Source organism: Planobispora longispora, assembly GCF_016863135.1.
GTDB lineage: Bacteria > Actinomycetota > Actinomycetes > Streptosporangiales > Streptosporangiaceae > Planobispora > Planobispora longispora.
In genome coordinates this window covers 63,358-80,221 of the sequence record NZ_BOOH01000058.1, presented here as the reverse complement: position 1 = coordinate 80,221, position 16,864 = coordinate 63,358, and the positions used below count along the sequence as shown (strand labels likewise).

The 16,864-nt window shown below is 72.1% G+C and carries 14 protein-coding genes and 1 pseudogene; 5 read left to right on the top strand and 10 right to left on the bottom strand.

All coding sequences use genetic code 11. The features are described 5' to 3' along the window. Window positions 1-126: 126 nt before the first annotated feature. From Plo01_RS33775 to Plo01_RS33735, 9 genes and pseudogenes are all read right to left on the bottom strand, one after another. Window positions 127-1,983, bottom strand: a complete 1,857-nt coding sequence (locus Plo01_RS33775) for a hypothetical protein (protein WP_203894815.1) — start codon at window positions 1,981-1,983, stop codon at window positions 127-129. Beyond that, on the bottom strand, window positions 1,980-2,732 hold the full coding sequence (locus Plo01_RS41460; protein ID WP_203894814.1) for an Rv3654c family TadE-like protein: 753 nt from the start codon (window positions 2,730-2,732) through the stop codon (window positions 1,980-1,982). The genes Plo01_RS33775 and Plo01_RS41460 overlap by 4 nt, the downstream gene beginning before the upstream one ends. 20 nt (window positions 2,733-2,752) lie before the next feature. Beyond that, on the bottom strand, window positions 2,753-3,136 hold the full coding sequence (locus tag Plo01_RS33765) for a TadE family type IV pilus minor pilin (RefSeq protein ID WP_203894813.1): 384 nt from the start codon (window positions 3,134-3,136) through the stop codon (window positions 2,753-2,755). 40 nt (window positions 3,137-3,176) lie between these two features. Further along, complete coding sequence (locus tag Plo01_RS40665) at window positions 3,177-3,479, bottom strand: DUF4244 domain-containing protein (RefSeq protein WP_203894812.1); 303 nt, start codon at window positions 3,477-3,479, stop codon at window positions 3,177-3,179. A 138-nt stretch (window positions 3,480-3,617) separates the two neighbouring features. After that, a complete protein-coding gene (locus Plo01_RS33755) occupies window positions 3,618-4,403 on the bottom strand; it encodes a type II secretion system F family protein (RefSeq protein ID WP_203894811.1) in 786 nt (261 codons plus the stop codon). Window positions 4,404-4,708: 305 nt separating this feature from the next. Beyond that, window positions 4,709-5,422 carry a type II secretion system F family protein gene (locus Plo01_RS33750; RefSeq protein WP_203894810.1) on the bottom strand — a complete coding sequence of 238 codons (714 nt, stop codon included), beginning with the start codon at window positions 5,420-5,422 and terminating at the stop codon, window positions 4,709-4,711. A gap of 305 nt (window positions 5,423-5,727) precedes the next feature. Beyond that, window positions 5,728-6,894: pseudogene (locus tag Plo01_RS33745) on the bottom strand (TadA family conjugal transfer-associated ATPase); the annotation flags it as partial. Continuing rightward, complete coding sequence (gene ssd / locus Plo01_RS33740; protein WP_203894809.1) at window positions 6,891-7,937, bottom strand: septum site-determining protein Ssd; 1,047 nt, start codon at window positions 7,935-7,937, stop codon at window positions 6,891-6,893. The pseudogene Plo01_RS33745 and the gene ssd, both read right to left, overlap by 4 nt. Window positions 7,938-9,156: 1,219 nt before the next feature. Then, window positions 9,157-9,930: a Fic family protein gene (locus Plo01_RS33735; protein ID WP_239317589.1), complete on the bottom strand. Its 774-nt coding sequence runs from the start codon at window positions 9,928-9,930 to the stop codon at window positions 9,157-9,159. Between the two features lie 329 nt (window positions 9,931-10,259). Between Plo01_RS33735 and acs the strand changes: the two genes are divergently transcribed. The 5 genes from acs to Plo01_RS33710 all read left to right on the top strand — a co-directional run bounded on the left by acs (window position 10,260) and on the right by Plo01_RS33710 (window position 15,604). Further along, complete coding sequence (gene acs, locus Plo01_RS33730; RefSeq protein WP_203894864.1) at window positions 10,260-12,245, top strand: acetate--CoA ligase; 1,986 nt, start codon at window positions 10,260-10,262, stop codon at window positions 12,243-12,245. Window positions 12,246-12,506: 261 nt separating this feature from the next. Further along, window positions 12,507-13,748: a Na+/H+ antiporter NhaA gene (gene nhaA / locus Plo01_RS33725; RefSeq protein ID WP_203894808.1), complete on the top strand. Its 1,242-nt coding sequence runs from the start codon at window positions 12,507-12,509 to the stop codon at window positions 13,746-13,748. Window positions 13,749-13,758: 10 nt separating this feature from the next. Then, window positions 13,759-14,241: a phage holin family protein gene (locus Plo01_RS33720; RefSeq protein ID WP_203894807.1), complete on the top strand. Its 483-nt coding sequence runs from the start codon at window positions 13,759-13,761 to the stop codon at window positions 14,239-14,241. Next, window positions 14,238-15,161, top strand: a complete 924-nt coding sequence (locus Plo01_RS33715; protein ID WP_203894806.1) for an alpha/beta fold hydrolase — start codon at window positions 14,238-14,240, stop codon at window positions 15,159-15,161. The genes Plo01_RS33720 and Plo01_RS33715 overlap by 4 nt, the downstream gene beginning before the upstream one ends. After that, window positions 15,158-15,604, top strand: coding sequence for a DUF309 domain-containing protein (locus Plo01_RS33710; RefSeq protein WP_203894805.1), 447 nt, complete (start codon window positions 15,158-15,160; stop codon window positions 15,602-15,604). Before Plo01_RS33715 ends, Plo01_RS33710 begins: the two co-directional genes overlap by 4 nt. 14 nt (window positions 15,605-15,618) lie before the next feature. Here Plo01_RS33710 and Plo01_RS33705 read toward each other — a convergent pair whose 3' ends face one another. Beyond that, window positions 15,619-16,812, bottom strand: a complete 1,194-nt coding sequence (locus Plo01_RS33705; RefSeq protein ID WP_203894804.1) for a MarP family serine protease — start codon at window positions 16,810-16,812, stop codon at window positions 15,619-15,621. Window positions 16,813-16,864 lie beyond the last annotated feature (52 nt).

Sequence of the window (16,864 nt, the reverse complement as noted above, 5' to 3'; positions counted from 1 at the left end):
TCCGTTCCTCTGAAGCACGCCCGGCGGTCTTTCCAGTGACGCCCGAGGCTTCACCCCCGAGTGCTTGGACTTCCCCTGCCGGCCCCTGGGCTTCTCCCCACCGCGCGTTCGGACGTCCTCAGGGCCTTAAGGGGTCGGGCCGTCCTTGTCGGCCGCCCAGAAGTCCTCCGCGCCGGGCTGCGGCCGCTCCCAGAATCCGCTGTCTTCCATGGAACGCGGCGCGGGCGGAAGGTAGTCGTCCCACTGGTGGTCGCCGGCACGGACCACGACCGGGGTGACCACGCTCACCTCCGGGATCGGGGCCGCGGCGGGAAGGGCCAACCGGGTGGACGCGGGACGGGTGGCGGGAACCGGTCGCGTGCCGGGATCCGCCCGCCCGGCCACCGGCCGGACGGGCTCCTCGGCCGACCGCCCCGTGAGACGCGAGATGACCTGCCGCGCCCCGCCGGGCGCGGCAGGCGCCCCCTGCTCCACGGGCTGCGCGGGAGCCGGGTTGCTGCCGTTTGCGGTGGGGGCGGCCGGACTCGCGGAGGGCGCAGGAACCAGCCGCCCACCGCTTCCGGCGGCCGTCGGCCGATCTGCATCGTGCGTGGGAACCGGTCCTCCCCCACCGTTGCCGGCGAGGATGGGACCGTCGCCGTCACCGGGGTGCGCCGGGGCCGGAGACGCCGGAGCGGGCGAGGGCATCGGCGGCATCGGCCGGGACGGTTCGGGATAGCGGGTCTTGGTCACCGCGAGGATGACCGCTGGACGGCGGGAGATCGTGACCGTACCGGGCTGGGACTCGCTGTCGCCGTGCGGAGTGTGCCTGATCCCGTCACCGGTATCGGCGGTGGCCGCGCCCGCAGCGCCTTCGGCCAGAAGTCTGCGGCGGAACCACGCGCCGCCGTGCGCCCCGAGAAGCAGCAGGATCAGGCCGCCCGCGATCAAAAGGCCGTACCGGGTCGTCCCGCCGGCCGGTGGGCCGGCCGACCCGGCCGTGATGTTCGTATCCGTGGCCGGCATGACATCCGTCCCGGCCGCGGCCGGCTCGGAGCCGAGGATCGGTGAGCTGCCGTCCCCGGAACCGGTCTCGGCGCCGTCCTTGGAACCGCGCTTGGAACCGTTCTTGGAGTCGTCGGCGCCCGTTCCCCGGACCTCCTCGGGGAGCTTGGGAACCTTCGTCGGCACGGCCGCGGGCTTCGTCGATTGCACCGGGGCCGCCGTCGGCTTCTTCGGAGGCAGCTGCGGCAGGTTCCGCACGCCGCTCTGGCGGCTGTCGTTCTTCTGATCGCGTTGCTCGTCCTGCCGCGTATCGCTCCCCTGGCCGGAATCCGAGGTCTTCGGTGCTTTGGGCGCGGGGACCTTCACCGTCGCGGCCGCTGACTGGCCCGAGGCCAGAGTGCCGCCGCCGCCGTCGCCGCGCAGGGCCCGCACCGTGAACCCGACCCGCTGCCCGCCCGCCTTGGCGGGCACGGCCAGGGTCGCCCTGCACGAACCGCCGCGACACGCGCTGTCAGCCCGCACCGTGCCGACCCTGCCGTTCTTGCTCGTGGAGATCTGGTAGCCCCGCAGATCGGGCTCGGAGCCCTTCGCCCAGGTCACCACGGCCCGGTTCCCCTGCAACCGGGCGCTGACCCCGCGGGGGGTCGCGGGAGGGACGGCCTGGATCAGAGTCTCGGAGGTCTCATCCCATTTGCTGCCCAGCAGCTTGCCGCGCTGGACCAGCTTGATCTTGTAGCTCCCGTTCGGACGAACCATCGGATTCCAGGTGTAGGAGACATTCTGGTCTCCCTTCGCGACCTGCTGGCCGTTGACGTAGAGGAAGGCGTCGAACGCGAAGTCGACCTTGCCGGAGATCGTCACCGGCTGACCGGAGGTGACGCGGGACGGCATGTCCAGTCGCGCCCGAGCCTGCGCCGGGCTTGCCGCGCCGAGCACGACGGACATGGACACGATGGACGTGATCGCCGCCAGGGCGACCAGTCTGCGAACCGTCGTCACGACGCTTCCCTTCGTCGAGAGCCGAGCGACCCGGGCACCCCGTACGACCATCGGGCAGCGGCCGAGCCTGCCAGTCCCCCGGACCGGCTCCCGCCGATCCAGACCTCCGACCTCGGCCGCGAGCATGACCGGACCGCCATGAGCGGCACTCCGGCGCGGCTGCCCGCGACCCGCCGCCCCACCTGAGGAAGGGGGCGGCATGGACGGAAGGTAAGCGGAACCTTATGAGAGATGTCTGCCTCTTGGACACGGAGTCCAAAAAGTCGTGATTCGATTGGAACTTTGCCACCTTCATGATCAGCATCTCCCGCCTCCGGCCGAATGAGAACCCCCGGCCAGACCGACGGCTCCCCTGTCGTCGGCGGCCCCGCGATGTGGACGGGACCCGCCCGCGCGTGAGCCATGATCTCCCGGTCGCCCACGACGGGCAGAGAGAGTCGCACGGTCGTCCGGACGACGGCGACGCCGTCCGCGCCGATGTCGCACCGGGTGAGTCGTGCGTCGTTCTCCGCCGCGAGCAAAGCCGCCTCGGCACACCCCCGCGCGGGATCGGCCAAGGCCAGCCGGGCGGCGGCGAGTGCTCCGAAATCGGCCGCGGCCTGCACCCGGTGACGTGCCGCCCTGGCGCTCCCGGCGATCGTCACCGCCACCGCGGCCGTGAAGACCACCGCCGCGACCCCGATCATCCAGATCGTCGCCGATCCCCGCTCTCGTGACCGCAGTTCCTCCGGGAGCCGGAACCGCCTCATCGCGCATCCGGCCGGCCGCCTCACTGCCCGACCCCGGGCTCGACCGCGGAGACGGCGACGGCGTGAACGGCCACCTCGGGCAGCGAAAGACCCCAGTGGGGCCTGACGCCGGCGGAGATCTCCACCCGGGCGCGCTCGGCGTCGCGGGTGACCGTCACCCGGGCCCCCACCGGAGCGGTTGCGCGGACGCCGTCGCGCACCCACTCCAGCGGCTCCCCCCTCGACGCGGCCCGCGCGCCCGATCGTGCCGCGTCCGCGCATTCCAGCTGCGCCTCGACAACCGCCACCGCCCACAGCCCGGCTGCCAGGACCACGATGAGAGCCGGAAGCGCCACCGCGGTCTCCGCGGTCACCGAGCCCCGGGAAGGGCGCGACACAGGCCCCGGACCGGGGAAACGATCCATCACCTTGCACACAAGCCGTGAGACGTGCGGACGCATCAGATCACCCGGCGACCTTGAGAGCCCGATTGATGAGACTGGTGATCATCTCTTGGACTTCCGGGCTGGTCACGACCTTGAAGAGAAGGGCGGCGAACGCGCAGGCGGCGATCGTGCCGACGGCGTATTCGGCGGTGGACATGCCGCGCTCCCGGGCCGTGCCCGTGGTCAGCAGGGCCCAGCGGTCACGGCAACGGCTCCGCAGGCGGCGCAGGGCCCTGCGGGTCCCGAGCCCGCCGCCGGCCCGGCCGCCGGGACCAAGCCTCCACAGGCCACGCAAGATGCCGTCGACTCCTGATCCAGCCATCGTTTCCTCCTGGAGATCGCCGCCGGGCCCTGTGCCCGGCGCCGGTCGAACCAGACTCTCCGACGAGCGCATGGGCCTGTGGACACGAACATCACCCTGTGGATAACTTTCCGCACGCACTCCAGCCCTGTGGATAACTCACGGGAGCATGACCTCGCCGGCGAGACCCGCCACGACGGGAACGATGCCGAGGAGAACGAAAGCGGGCAGGAAGCACAGGCCCAGCGGCGCCACGGCCTGAACTCCCACCCGCCGGGCCGCCGCCGCCGACATCGCGCGGACCGTCTGACGGGAATCGTCCGCCACCCGCGTCAGCACGTCCGCCACAGGAGCACCGCTGAGGGCCGCCCGGTTCATGGTGCGGGCCAGCGAGGCGAGCGCGGGTTCGGCCGCGAGGGTGGACCACGCGCTCTCCGGAGCGGCTCCCAGCCTCAGTTGCCCGTTCACCCACGCGAGCCGGTCTCCGAGCGGTCCGCCGATCGCCTGGACGGTGACGTCGAGCGCTCCGGTGACCGACTGCCCCGCGCGCAGGCAGGCCACCATGAGGTCGGCCGCCAGCGGCAGGTCGGCGGTGATCCGGTCGCGCTCCGCGCGTGATCCCGGCGGCTCACGCCTGCGGAGGATCAGCGGCACGGCCACGGAGCCGACCACTCCCAGGACGGCTCCGGCCGTACCTCCCAGCAGGAGAAAGGTCGCCAGCCCCACGGCGACCCCGATCGCCGCGTCTCCCCTGCCCGGCCGTCGTCTCCCGGCTTCTTCCCGCCCGGGTTCGCCCGGCGCCGGCACGCGCGCCTCCGGGAGATCGGCAGGGCGGGAACACGCCTGACGGAGCCTGCGAACAGGGTCGTCGGGCGACTCCCACAACCAGACGGCCAGCCCGGCGAGCACGGCGGCCGGCACGACGCCCAGCGGAACATCCGTCATCTGAACCCCTTACAGCGCGGAGACGTGGAGACATCGGGCTCTGGCACCGGGTCTCGGCGCCGCAGGAACGCAGGTCCACCGTCCCCTTCCGGCCGGGAACCGCCGTACCGACGAAGGTCGTATCGGCAGGCGCCCTGGAAAAGGCCACCGCCGGGGAGAGGGGAAAGGACGACCCCGTCCGCTCCGTACCTGCGAGTCCGTACCTGCGAGAGCCGTGAAGAAGACCGTCATCCGCGAAACAGGGGAGGGCGGTCGCGTCCGCTCACATCGGGAGAGGCCGCCCAGGAGGGCGGGGAGAAAGGTGATCATGCCCGCTCCGCTCGGATGATCAGGCGGCGAGTCCACCACAGACCGCACCCGTCGAGCGCGACGCCCGCGGCCAGGCACGCCATTCCCACCGGACCGCCGAACAGGAAGTCGAGCGGGCGCATGCCAAGCCCCGCCCCCATCAGCAGGCCCAGTGCGGGAAGCCCGGCGAGCAGCCGGGCGGTCGCGCGTGCCCCGGCGAGCTGGGCGGCGACGTCTTTGCGGTGGAGCTCGGCCTCCCTGAGGGAGACCGCCACACGATCGATGAGGACGGAGAGCCCGCCCCCGACGGTCACGCCCGCCCGCCAGCACGCAGCCAGCCGGTGGAGGCCTTCGCCGCCCCGTTCCGGGGCGGCGGCCAGCAGGGCCGCTGGAACGTCACCCCCGTCCCGCGCCGCGGCGACCGCGGGACGGAGCGCTTGCGGGTCGGGGAACGCCACGGCCGACACGGCCCGGGTCAGCGCTTCCCCGGCGGTGCGCCCGGCGGCCAGTTCGGCGGAGAGCCCCTGGCAGAGTTCGATCGACGCCACCCTCCAGGCCTCCGCCCGGCGTGACGGCCGGGAGAAGCCGGCGAGCGACTGTCTGAGACGGTTCATCTCCTCCGCCGCCCGCCGCCCCGGCCGGCTGAGCCGCTCCAGCCGGACGGCCCCGGCGCCGGGCCCCGCCCACAACCACGCCGCCAGCACGGCGAGAGCCATGGCCGCCGCCGTCATCGCCACATGAGGGCGCCGGGGACCCGCGCACCGGAGGTGACCCGTCCGGGAACAGGGACCTGAGCCGGGACGGGGCCCCGGTCCTCGGAGGGCGCCTCGCCGGAAGCGGCGGCTACGCGATCAACACAGGCCCGGCCGGGAACGGGAGCCCCATCGGGAACGGGGATTCGGTGGCCGACGAAGGTCTCACCGGGGGTGGAGCCGTGCGGGCCGGTGGAGACCTTCCGCTCGGAGACGCGAGAAATCTGCTCGGAGACGCGGACGGCCTGGCCGGAGGAGTTCTTCAACTCGGCGGAGACGGCGGGAAGGCGCGCGAGGAGGGCGGGAAGGCCCGGGCCCGGCGTCGCCCTGCCGTCCGGGGAGAAGGTGAGGGCGGGCTCGGCTTCGACCAGGCCGGAGGCCTGGCGGGACATCACGCAGATCTCCGCCACCCGGCGCCGGCCGCCGGAGTGGCCGCGGGTGAGGTGGATCACGATGTCCAGCGCCGCGGCGAGCTGGCTGTGGACCGCCTCCCGGCTGAGGCCCGCGGCGCAGCCGAGGGCCTCCAGTCGTGGCGGGACATCGGTCGCGGTGTTGGCGTGCAGGGTGCCGCACCCGCCTTCGTGACCGGTGTTGAGCGCGGCCAGGAGGTCGACGACCTCGGCCCCGCGGACCTCTCCGACGACGAGGCGGTCCGGGCGCATCCGCAGCGCCTGGCGGACGAGGTCGCGCAGGCCCACGCCGCCCGCGCCCTCGAGGTTGGCCGGGCGGGACTCCAGCCGCACGACGTGCGGGTGCAGGGGCCGGAGCTCGGCGGAGTCTTCCACCAGGAGGAGACGATCACCCGGATCGGCCAGGGAGAGCATGGCGGACAGGAGGGTCGTCTTGCCCGTTCCGGTGCCGCCCGACACGAGGAAGGCGAGTCTCGACTCGACCACCGCGGTCAGGAGCGGGACGGCGTCGGCTCTGAGCGCCCCCGCCGTGACCAGGTCGGAGAGGGTGAACGCGCGGCGCGGCGGGAGTCTCAGGGACAGGCATGTGCCTTCGGGGGCGATCGGGGGCAGCACGGCGTGGAGCCGGACGCCTCCGGCGAGCCGGGCGTCGACGTAGGGGCAGGCGTCGTCGAGGCGTCTGCCCGCGGCCGAGGCGAGCCGTTGGGCGAGCCTCCTGACCGCGTCTTCGTCGGGAAAGGTGATCTGGGTTCGGCGCAGGCCGCGGCCGTCGTCGACCCAGACCTCGCGGGCTCCGTTCACCAGGACGTCGGTGATCTCCGCTTCCGCCAGCAACGGCTCCAGCGGCCCCGCGCCGATGAGGTCGGCGCACAGGGCGCGGGCCACCGCCAAGATCTCCGCGTCTCCCAGGACCGCCCGCTCCGCCCGGAGCGCGACGGCGACGTTCGCGGCGCTGGGCTCGGCGCCGGTCCGCGCGAGCCGCACCCGGACCGCCCCCACGAGGTCGGGAGGGGCCGCACCGGCGGGGCCGGTCGCGCTCATCGTTCCGCTCCGGTCAGGGAGCTCAGGAATGCTCCGCAGAACCTGCCGAGAGGAGTCCGGGAGCCCAGCGGGGGGACGTCTCCGCGGTTCAGCACGGAGGCGAGCCGCGGCTGGTCGGGCAGGCTCCCGGCACAGGGCACCCCGAGGGAGGCGCTCACCACGTCGTCGGCCAGGACACCGTCGCGGACGGCCGCCCGGATGTCACCGGTGTGCTCTCTCAGCCCGGTGAGCACCTGGGCCGCGGCCAGGACCCCGCGCACGTCGGCGCTGACGACCACGAGGGTGGTCGTGGCACGGCCGAGGGCCTCCACCGCGGCGGGATCGGGGCGGCGGGGCAGGTCGGCGACCACCAGGTCGAAGCCGCGCTGCCCGGCGTCGAGCACCGAGCGCATCGCCTCGGCCGGGATGGCCCCGGCCTCTCCCCGGTGGAAGGAGAGCAGGGTCAGCCCGGAGAAGCTGGGGAGCGCCGCCTGGAGCGCGGTGAAGCTGACCCTGCCCGCCCGCGCGACCAGATCCGCCCAGCGGGCTCCCTCTGCCTCCTCCTGACCGAGCAGGAGGTCGATGCCGCCGCCGAGTGGATCGGCGTCGACGAGCAGGGTGCGCAGTTCCCTCCGGGAGGCGGTCAGCGCGAGCGAGGCGGCGAGCACGCTCGCGCCGGCCCCGCCCCGCCCGCCCACGACGCAGACGACGAGCCCGTCCCCGGCGGCGGGTTCCACGACATCGGCGAACTCGTCGACCAGCCGCCGCTCGGCGGCGGGCAGTTCCAGCACGGCCTGCGCTCCGACCGCCACGCACTTGCGCCAGGTGTCGGGATCGTCGGGGGTGCGGGTGACGAGCATGACGCGCGAACGGGGCGGCGGCCCGGTGGCCGCCAGAGCGTCGGCCATGTCGCTGCCGACGACGATCATCGGGGCGTGGGACCAGTACGGCCGGGCGTGCGCGGGCAGGTGGGCCACATTGAGCTCCGCGCCGGCGGCGGCGGCGACGCGGAGCAGATCGTCGAGAAGGTCGTGGTCATCGGTGATGGCCAGGGGACGGTCCAAGGGTGCCTCCCTGAGACGTGGGGAGCCCCAACCTCCCGGGGGGACCGCCTCGACCGAGGCCCCGAGCCGCGTTCTGTGGACAACGGCGCCTCCCGGCTCCGTCTGGGGAAGACTCCCGGTCCTGTCCGGGAAAACGCCCGATTCCGCCTGAGGAACCCGTACAAGGCGCCCGCCTGAGGAACTCGCACAGGAAGCCTGCCTGGGAAGCCCGCGCAGGGAAGTCCGTTCGGGAAGGCATCCGGCGATCCGGAAGGCGGCGCCTGAACAGGGGCGTCCCGAGAGGCAGTCGTCCGAGGAAGCGCGGGCGGCCGGAAACTGGCCGGGAAAAGGGGCGACCCCCGCTGGGGGGGATAGCGGGGGCCGCCGAACGGTCCGGCTCCGGGGGGGTAGAGCCGGGCCCGTTTCAGAGAAAAGCTTTCAACAATCGAACAGGGTGTGGCAAGAGACCGGAAAAACCGGCCATGCGCGACGCCCCCGCCTCATGGAGATACATCCGTATGCTGCCTCATCCACTTGCGGCCCGTCGAGGAGGAATCTCCGTTTTCTACCGTTTTTCATGTGACAATCTGATCACTGACCCCCGATTCGGGACCTCCGGAACAGCCCCGTACCGATCACTTATAGTGATCGATTCCGCCTGATCGAACCCCCTGGGATCACCAGCTGATCAGCGGGTTGGGCCGCCCCCGGCGGCCATGGAGGGTTCGGGGTGGTTCATTGATGAATGTCCCCCGATCCGTAAAGGTCTTGGTTCCAGGGGTTCCCATCAGCCCGGATTCGTCGTACAAAGGTTGCACGGACGATGTGTCCGGGCACGTCCATCGGGCACCCACGCGCGACCAGCCGCGGGAGGCGCGTCGAGACGGGCTTGACCCGCTCCGACGATTACAGGTGCACGCTTGGTAACCCGATGTGGCGTGCTGGCGACGGCGCCCCACCTCAGGGGCGCCGTCTGCTTTGCCTTCAGGTCGTCCGTAATTCCAGCCGCCGACAGCCGGCCTCTCCGTGACTCCGTACGGCGACTCCGTACGGCCGCGGCCCAACGGTCAGCCGCGTCGCACGGCTCCCAGCCGCGTCACATGGCCGCTCGCCCGCACCGCATGACCGCTCGCCCGCACCGCATGACCGCTCGCCCGCACCGCATGACTCAGCCCCGCTGCATGACTCAGCCCCGCCGCATGACTCAGCCCCGCCGCATGACTCAGCCCCGCCGCATGACTCAGCCCCGCTGCATGGCCTCGCAGATCGCCGTGGCCTCCCGGATCCCCAGCACGACCGCCTCGGCGCAGTGGCGCACCCACGTCGCCACCCCGTCGGCGGTCCCGGTCAGATAGGCGCGCAGGCTCTCCCCGTAGGCCGGCCCCAGTTCCAGATGCCCCAGCTCCACCGCCGACAGGGACTTCGGGTCCAGGCCGAACTCCGTCAGCGTCAACCGCTCCGCCGCCCTCGCGACGACCCCGTCCGCCGAACCGAACGGCCGCACCGCCGCCAGCTCGGCGTGCACGATGGCGGCCAGGACCAGCGCGGGCGCCTTGGAACCGCCGGTCACCAGGCCGACCAGGCCGTCCATCCGGGCCACCGCCTCCTCCGGCCCCGGCGCGGCGCCCAGGCCGAGGGGGTCGGGTGCGTCGGCGGAATCCCGCGGGCGGCCGAGATCTCCTGCCAGGCCGACGGCGGCCAGCGTGTGCAACCTGGCCAGCACCTGACGCGGCGCCGTACGCCAGGTGGGACCGAGCCGCCCCAGCTCGGCCGAGACGCGCAGCGCGCCCTGCACCACGGGGTCGGTGACCTCCGGGATGACCTCCAGCGGGACGTCCACGCCGTCGAGCGCGGCGGACGCGCGGGCGCCGTGCAGCGCCGACTGCGCCGACACCTGGGGGCTCTTGCGCCGCAGCACGCGGTGTCCGTAGAGGCGGTCCACGGCCTTGCGGGCTTCGGTGACCGCTTCAGGCACTCCGGGCATCTCGGCGATGACAGCCAATGGGTCGCTCACGGCCCCGACCTTACCCGCCGGTTAACAAGTCGCAGACGCCGCCACGACCACTTCCGGGAGAACCGCCCCGGGACCGTTCACCGAGCGCATCGGGCCATCCGGCGCACCGCCGTACCGGCGTGTCTGGAATAACGCCCTCTACCTTTCTACGGTGTCGGAATCGCAACGTTTCTCCCGATGCCGCTACGCAGCGTCAGGGGCGGTGCGAAGTTACGCCTCGCTTGTCACCAATTGGTACAGACCTGTCTAGACCTCTTGTGGCGGACACCTGTGGACTGGTGAAGTGGGACACAGCCGAAGCCGACGAGCAGTACGAGAAGGAGTGCGTAGTGGCCCCGGAGACCCCTGGTTCCGAACCGCGTGAGACCCAGGAGACGCTGTCGAACCTGCTGCACGAGACCCGGCGGTTCGCTCCTCCCGCCGAGCTCGCCGCCGCCGCGAACGTGACCGAGCAGGCCTACGCCGAGGCCGAGGCCGACCGCCTGGCCTTCTGGGAGAAGCAGGCCGACCGGCTGAGCTGGTCCAGGCGCTGGCACACCGTCCTGGAGTGGAACCCGCCCTTCGCCAAGTGGTTCCTCGGCGGAGAGCTGAACATCGCCTACAACTGCGTCGACCGCCACGTCGAGGCCGGGAACGGCGACAAGGTCGCCTACCACTGGGAGGGCGAGCCCGAGGGCGACAGCCGTACGATCACCTACGCCGACCTCCAGAGAGAGGTCTCCAAGGCGGCGAACGCGCTGACCGAGCTGGGCGTCGGCAAGGGCGACCGGGTCGCGATCTACATGCCGATGATCCCCGAGCTGCCGGTCACCATGCTCGCCTGCGCCCGCATCGGCGCGATCCACTCGGTGGTCTTCGGCGGGTTCTCCGCCAGCGCGCTCAGCGGCCGGATCCAGGACGCCGACGCCAAGGTCGTGGTCACCGCCGACGGCGGCTACCGCCGCGGCGCGCCGAGCGCGCTCAAGCCGACCGTGGACGAGGCGGTCAAGGAGTGCCCGGGCATCGAGCACGTGCTCGTGGTCCGCCGGACCGGCCAGGACGTCGGGTGGACCGACAAGGACGTCTGGTGGCACGACCTGGTGGAGCGCCAGAGCGCGGAGCACGCCCCGGTCCCGCACGACGCCGAGCACCCGCTCTACATCCTCTATACCAGCGGCACCACCGGTAAGCCGAAGGGCATCCTGCACACCACCGGCGGCTACCTGACCCAGGCGGCCTACACCCACCACGCGGTCTTCGACCTCAAGCCGGAGACCGACATCTACTGGTGCACCGCCGACATCGGCTGGGTGACCGGTCACTCCTACATCGTGTACGGCCCGCTCGCCAACGGCGCCACGAGCGTCATCTACGAGGGCACCCCCGACACCCCGCACCGCGGCCGGTTCTGGGAGATCGTGCAGAAGTACAAGGTCACGATCCTCTACACCGCGCCGACCGCGATCCGCACGTTCATGAAGTGGGGAGACGACATCCCCGCCAAGTACGACATGTCGTCCCTGCGGATCCTGGGCAGCGTCGGCGAGCCGATCAACCCCGAGGCCTACGTCTGGTACCGCGAGCACATCGGCGGCAACCGCACCCCGGTCGTGGACACCTGGTGGCAGACCGAGACCGGCGCCATCATGATCAGCCCGCTCCCCGGCGTGACCAGCGGCAAGCCCGGCGCGGCCATGCGCCCGCTGCCCGGCATCACCGCCGACGTGGTCGACGACCAGGGTGAGAGCGTCCCGAACGGGGGCGGCGGCTTCCTGGCGATCCGCGACCCGTGGCCGTCGATGCTCCGTACGATCTGGGGCGACGACCAGCGCTACATCGACACCTACTGGTCCCGGTTCGAGGGGATGTACTTCGCGGGCGACGGCTCCAAGAGGGACGAGGACGGCGACATCTGGCTGCTGGGCCGCGTCGACGACGTCATGCTCGTCTCCGGCCACAACATCTCGACCACCGAGGTCGAGTCGGCCCTCGTCTCCCACCCGAAGGTCGCCGAGGCCGCCGTGGTCGGCGCGACCGACCCGGTGACCGGCCAGGCCATCGTGTCCTTCGTCATCCTGCGCGGCAGCGCCGAGGAGAGCGAGGACATCGCCACCGAGCTGCGCGCCCACGTGGCCAAGACGCTCGGCCCGATCGCCAAGCCCCGCCAGATCCTGGTGGTGCCCGAGCTGCCGAAGACGCGCTCCGGCAAGATCATGCGGCGTCTCCTCCGCGACGTGGCGGAGAACCGCAGCATCGGCGACGTCACCACGCTCGCCGACAGCACGGTGATGAACCTCATCTCCGAGAAGCTGCCCAGCGCCAAGAGCGAGGACTGATCCTCGTCTGACTCGAAGGTCCGGTGGCCCGGCGCCGTGCGGCGGCGCCGGGCCACCGCCGTGCCGGCGCCGTGAGGATCGGACCCGGGACGACGAGGAGGGGGAACGCGGCGGTCCGGAGGGAGTGCGAGGAGGAGGAGGAGGAGAGACATAGCCAGCTAAGGTCACTTTGGGCGGTTTGGGTAAACTGACGCGGAGGTGTGCCGGGAAGTCTGGTCGGCCAGTGGGGGAACTGGCCCTCTCTGTACTCCTGGAGGCTCCATGCGCCGCGCCGCAGAGAAGTGGCCCTTCCCGATCACCGTCCGATACGCCCGCCAGCTCGGCGAAGCCCTCCGAGCCGAGACCGTCGGCGGCGTCGTCATGCTGCTGGCCACGGTCGCCGCGCTCATATGGGCCAACGTCGCCGGCGACTCCTATGAGGCGCTGCGCACCGCCGTCGCGGGCCCGGAGTTCCTCCACCTCGACCTCGAACTCTACAAATGGGCACAGAACGGCCTGCTTGCGATCTTCTTCTTCATCGCCGGCATCGAGGTCAAGGAAGAGTTCATCCACGGCGAACTGGCCAACCTCCGCAAGGCTGCCCTCCCCGTCCTCGCCGCCGTCGCCGGAATGATCGTCCCCGCCCTCGTCTACCTCGCGGTGAGCTGGGGGGCGCCGCAGGCCTCCCGGGGCTGGGCCATCCCCACGGCGACCGACATCGCCTTCGCCCTGGCCGTCCTGGCCGTGACGGCGAGCGCGATGCCGACGGCGCTGCGGGCCTTCCTCCTGACCAGCGCGGTGGTCGACGACCTCGGCGCGATCACCATCATCGCCGTGTTCTTCACCGAGCACGTCGACGTCCTGGCCCTCGCCGCCGGCGCGGCGGTCATCGGCCTGTACGGCCTGCTCCAGGCCCGGCGCGTCCGGGGAGCGTGGATCTACGTGCCGCTGGCCCTCATCGCCTGGTACCTCGTGGAGATCAGCGGTGTTCACCCGACCGTCGCCGGGGTAGCCCTCGGCCTCGTGACCCGCGTGCACAGCGCCCCCGGCGAGGAGAATTCCCCCGCCGAACTGGCCGACCACCGCCTGCGGCCCGTCTCCGCGGGCCTCGCCGTCCCGGCGTTCGCCTTCCTGTCGGCCGGGGTGGTGCTCGACGCCGGTTCCCTGGGCGGGATGGCCGGCGACCGGGTCGTCCTCGGCGTGATCGCCGGCCTGGTCGTCGGCAAGTTCCTCGGCGTCTTCGGCGGGGCCTGGCTGGCCGTGCGGCTCGGCCTGGCGAAGCTGTCGGAGGATCTGCACTGGCGGGACATGGCCGCGGTGTCGATACTGGCCGGGATCGGATTCACCGTGTCACTGCTCATCGGCGGCCTCGCCTTCGGCGATGATCCGGAGAGGGCGTCCGCGGTGACCACCGGTGTGCTCGCGGCCAGCCTCACCGCCTCCGTCCTGGCGGCGATCCTGCTCAGGGTGCGCGTGCGCAAACACCTCAACGCGCAGGATGATGTTGACACCCGCGCTCGATAGGAGACCGTTCATGACGCAGAATCCGGCCACGAACCCGGCCGCGGAGCCGCAGCAGGAGTCGCTGGGCGCACTGGTCGCCGAGGCCAGCAGCCACGTCTCCGCCCTCATCCGGGCCGAGCTCGAACTGGCCAAGGCCGAGTTCAGGTTCGACGCCAAGCGGGTCGGCATGGGAGTCGGGCTGTTCGCCGCCGCCGCGTTCGTCGCGCACCTGTGCCTGATCCTCGCCTCCTTCACCATCGCCTACGCCCTGGTGGCCATCTTCGACTGGGCGGAGGTCTGGGCCTTCCTGGCCGTCACCCTCTTCTACGTGGTCCTGGCCGTGGCCATGGTCATCATCGGCGTCCGCCGGTTCAAGGGCCTGACCGGGATGAAGCGGACGCTCCGCTCGCTCAAGAACCTCAAGAGCGGTGAGGCCGAGACCCCCGCCGTCCCCGCGCCGAACACCGCCGGGCAGCTCGGTTCGCACCGAGAGTCAGTGAGATCGGACCGGTGAGCCGCCCCGACGAGTCCGTGGTCCGGGTCGAGGGCCCGTGGACCCACCGCTCCGTGCACGCCCGCGGCACCCGCTTCCACATCGTGGAGGCGGGTGAGGGCCCGCTCGTGCTGCTGCTGCACGGGTTCCCCCAGTTCTGGTGGACCTGGCGCCACCAGCTCGTCTCCCTGCCCGCGGCGGGTTACCGCGCCGTCGCCGTGGACCTGCGCGGGTACGGCGCGAGCGACAAGCCGCCGCGCGGCTACGACCTGCCCGCCCTGGCCGCCGACGCGGTCGGCCTGGTCCGCGCGCTGGGCGAGACCGGCGCCACCGTCGTCGGCCACGACTGGGGCGGTCTGGTGGCCTGGACGATGGCCGTACTGGACCCCAAGGTCGTCCGGCGCCTGGTCCCGGTCTCGGCCCCGCACCCCCTCCGGCTCCGCGCCGCCCTGCTGTCCGACCCGTTCGGCCAGCTGCGGGCCAGCGGCCACACGCTGGAGTTCCAGCTGCCGATCCTGCCCGAACGCCGCCTGACCGCCGACGACTCCGCCATGGTGGGCCGGCTGCTGGAGAAGTGGTCGGGGCCGGGGTGGCCGGACGCGGAGGTGTCCCGGACCTACCGGGAGGCGTTCGCCATCCCCAACGTCTCCCACTGCGCGCTGGAGTACCACCGCTGGTTCACCCGCTCCCAGCTCCGCCCGGACGGGCTGCGGTACGCCAGGGTCATGCGCGCCGAGATCGAGACGCCCACGCTGCAGTTGCACGGCGCGCTCGACGGGCGCGTCCTGCCGCGGACCGCCCAGGGGTCCGGCCGCTACGTGGCCGCTCCCTACCGCTGGCGGCTGATCGAGGGCGCCGGGCACTTCCCGCACGAGGAGCGCCCCGAGAGCTTCGACACCGAGCTGGTCAGCTGGCTCACCGACGCGGAACCGGACCGTTGATCACCCGGGACCGCGACCCCGACGGCAGGGCCCGCAACCAGCGTCCCCGCGACGCGTTCGGGCGTCCCCTCCCGCACGGGGCCGAGGGCGTGGAACGCATCCCCGACGATTATGCGCCGGACGCGGAGGAGGCCCTGGCGGAGGCCCGCCGCCTGCTCGGCGAGGAACGACCCTTCCACGCCCACGAGGTGCTGGAGGCCCGCTGGAAGACCGGTCCGGCGCGGGAACGGGACCTGTGGCAGGGGCTGGCGCAGATCTGCGTCGGCCTCACCCACCTGCAGCGGGGCAACCGGCGCGGCGCCGCGGCGCTGCTCGCGCGGGGCGCGGAGAGGATCGGCGCGTACGGCGTGCCGTACGAGGCCCTCGCCCTGGCCGCCCGCGAGCTGGACGTCGAGGACGCGCCGGCGGCGATCGCCAGGATCAGGGACCTTCTCCGCCCCTGACGGGCGGGCGGACGTCAGTGGTCGCACTCCTGGGTGTCGACCCGGTTGAACAGCCGGGCGCCGTCCTCGGCGTCCGGCGCGACCTCGGCGGCGGTGAGCACGTAGCCGGTCTCCCGCTGGTCGGGGGCGGCGGCGAAGACCACGCCGAAGACCCTGCCGTCGGGGGTGAGCAGCGGCCCGCCGGAGTTGCCCGGGCGGACCAGCCCGCGGATCGAGTAGATGTCGCGGATGACGGTCTTGCTCTCGTAGATGTCGGGGCCCTCGGCCCGCTGTCGCACCCGGATGCGGGCCTCGTTGAGGGTGAAGCCCTCCCCGTGCGGGAAGCCCGCGACGACCGCGTCGTCGTTCTTCTCGGCGGTGCCGTCGAACCGGAGGATCGGCAGGCCCAGCCCGGGGACGTGCAGGATCGCGATGTCGCGGTCGGGGTTGTAGAGCACGACCTTCGCCGGGCGGACGTTGTTGCGGTAGTCGATGACCTGGAGATCCTGGTTGACCCCGGCGACCACGTGGGCGTTGGTCATGATCTTGTTCTGGGCGTAGACGAAGCCGGTGCCCTCGATGTGCCTGCGGCAGCCCGTCGCGACGCCCTGGACCTTGACGATGCCCCGGCGGGCCCGGTCGAGCTGCGGGGACTTGGCGACGCTCTTGTCGGGCGGCGGGACGTCGACGAGACGGGCGCCCCCGATGCCCTCGAACACCTGCGGGAAGCCCGAGGTGTCGATGAACTGCTTGAACGGCTGCTGGATGCCCTTGGCCGCCTGCGGGATCACATGGTCGACGGCGCCCAGCAGGACCGACCTGTTGACGTGCTCGTTGACGAACGTGAACGGGGAGAAGGCGACCAGCGAGCCGATGAACCACGCGACGATCAGCACCGCCAGCGCGCTGGCGAACGTGCCGCCGACCGCGTCGACGACCTTCGCCGGCTCCCAGGTGACGTGGCTGCGGATCACCGCGCCGATCGTCGAGGACGCGAACTGCCCGACGATGGCGGTGAGGAAGACGATCACGATGGCGAGCAGTGCCCGCTCGGTCTCGCCGTCGATCACGGCACCGGCGATCGGGGGCGCGATGAAGACGCCCAGGAGCACACCGCCGACGAAGCCGATGAAGCTCATGGCGCCGATGATGAATCCCTGACGGTATCCCGACACCGCGAAAGCAATCATCAAACCGATCAGGATCAGGTCGAGGAGATCACCGCTCACCCCTCAAAGGTATCCATCCGCCGCGCCGCGCGTGCACCCGTTCTCAGGGCTC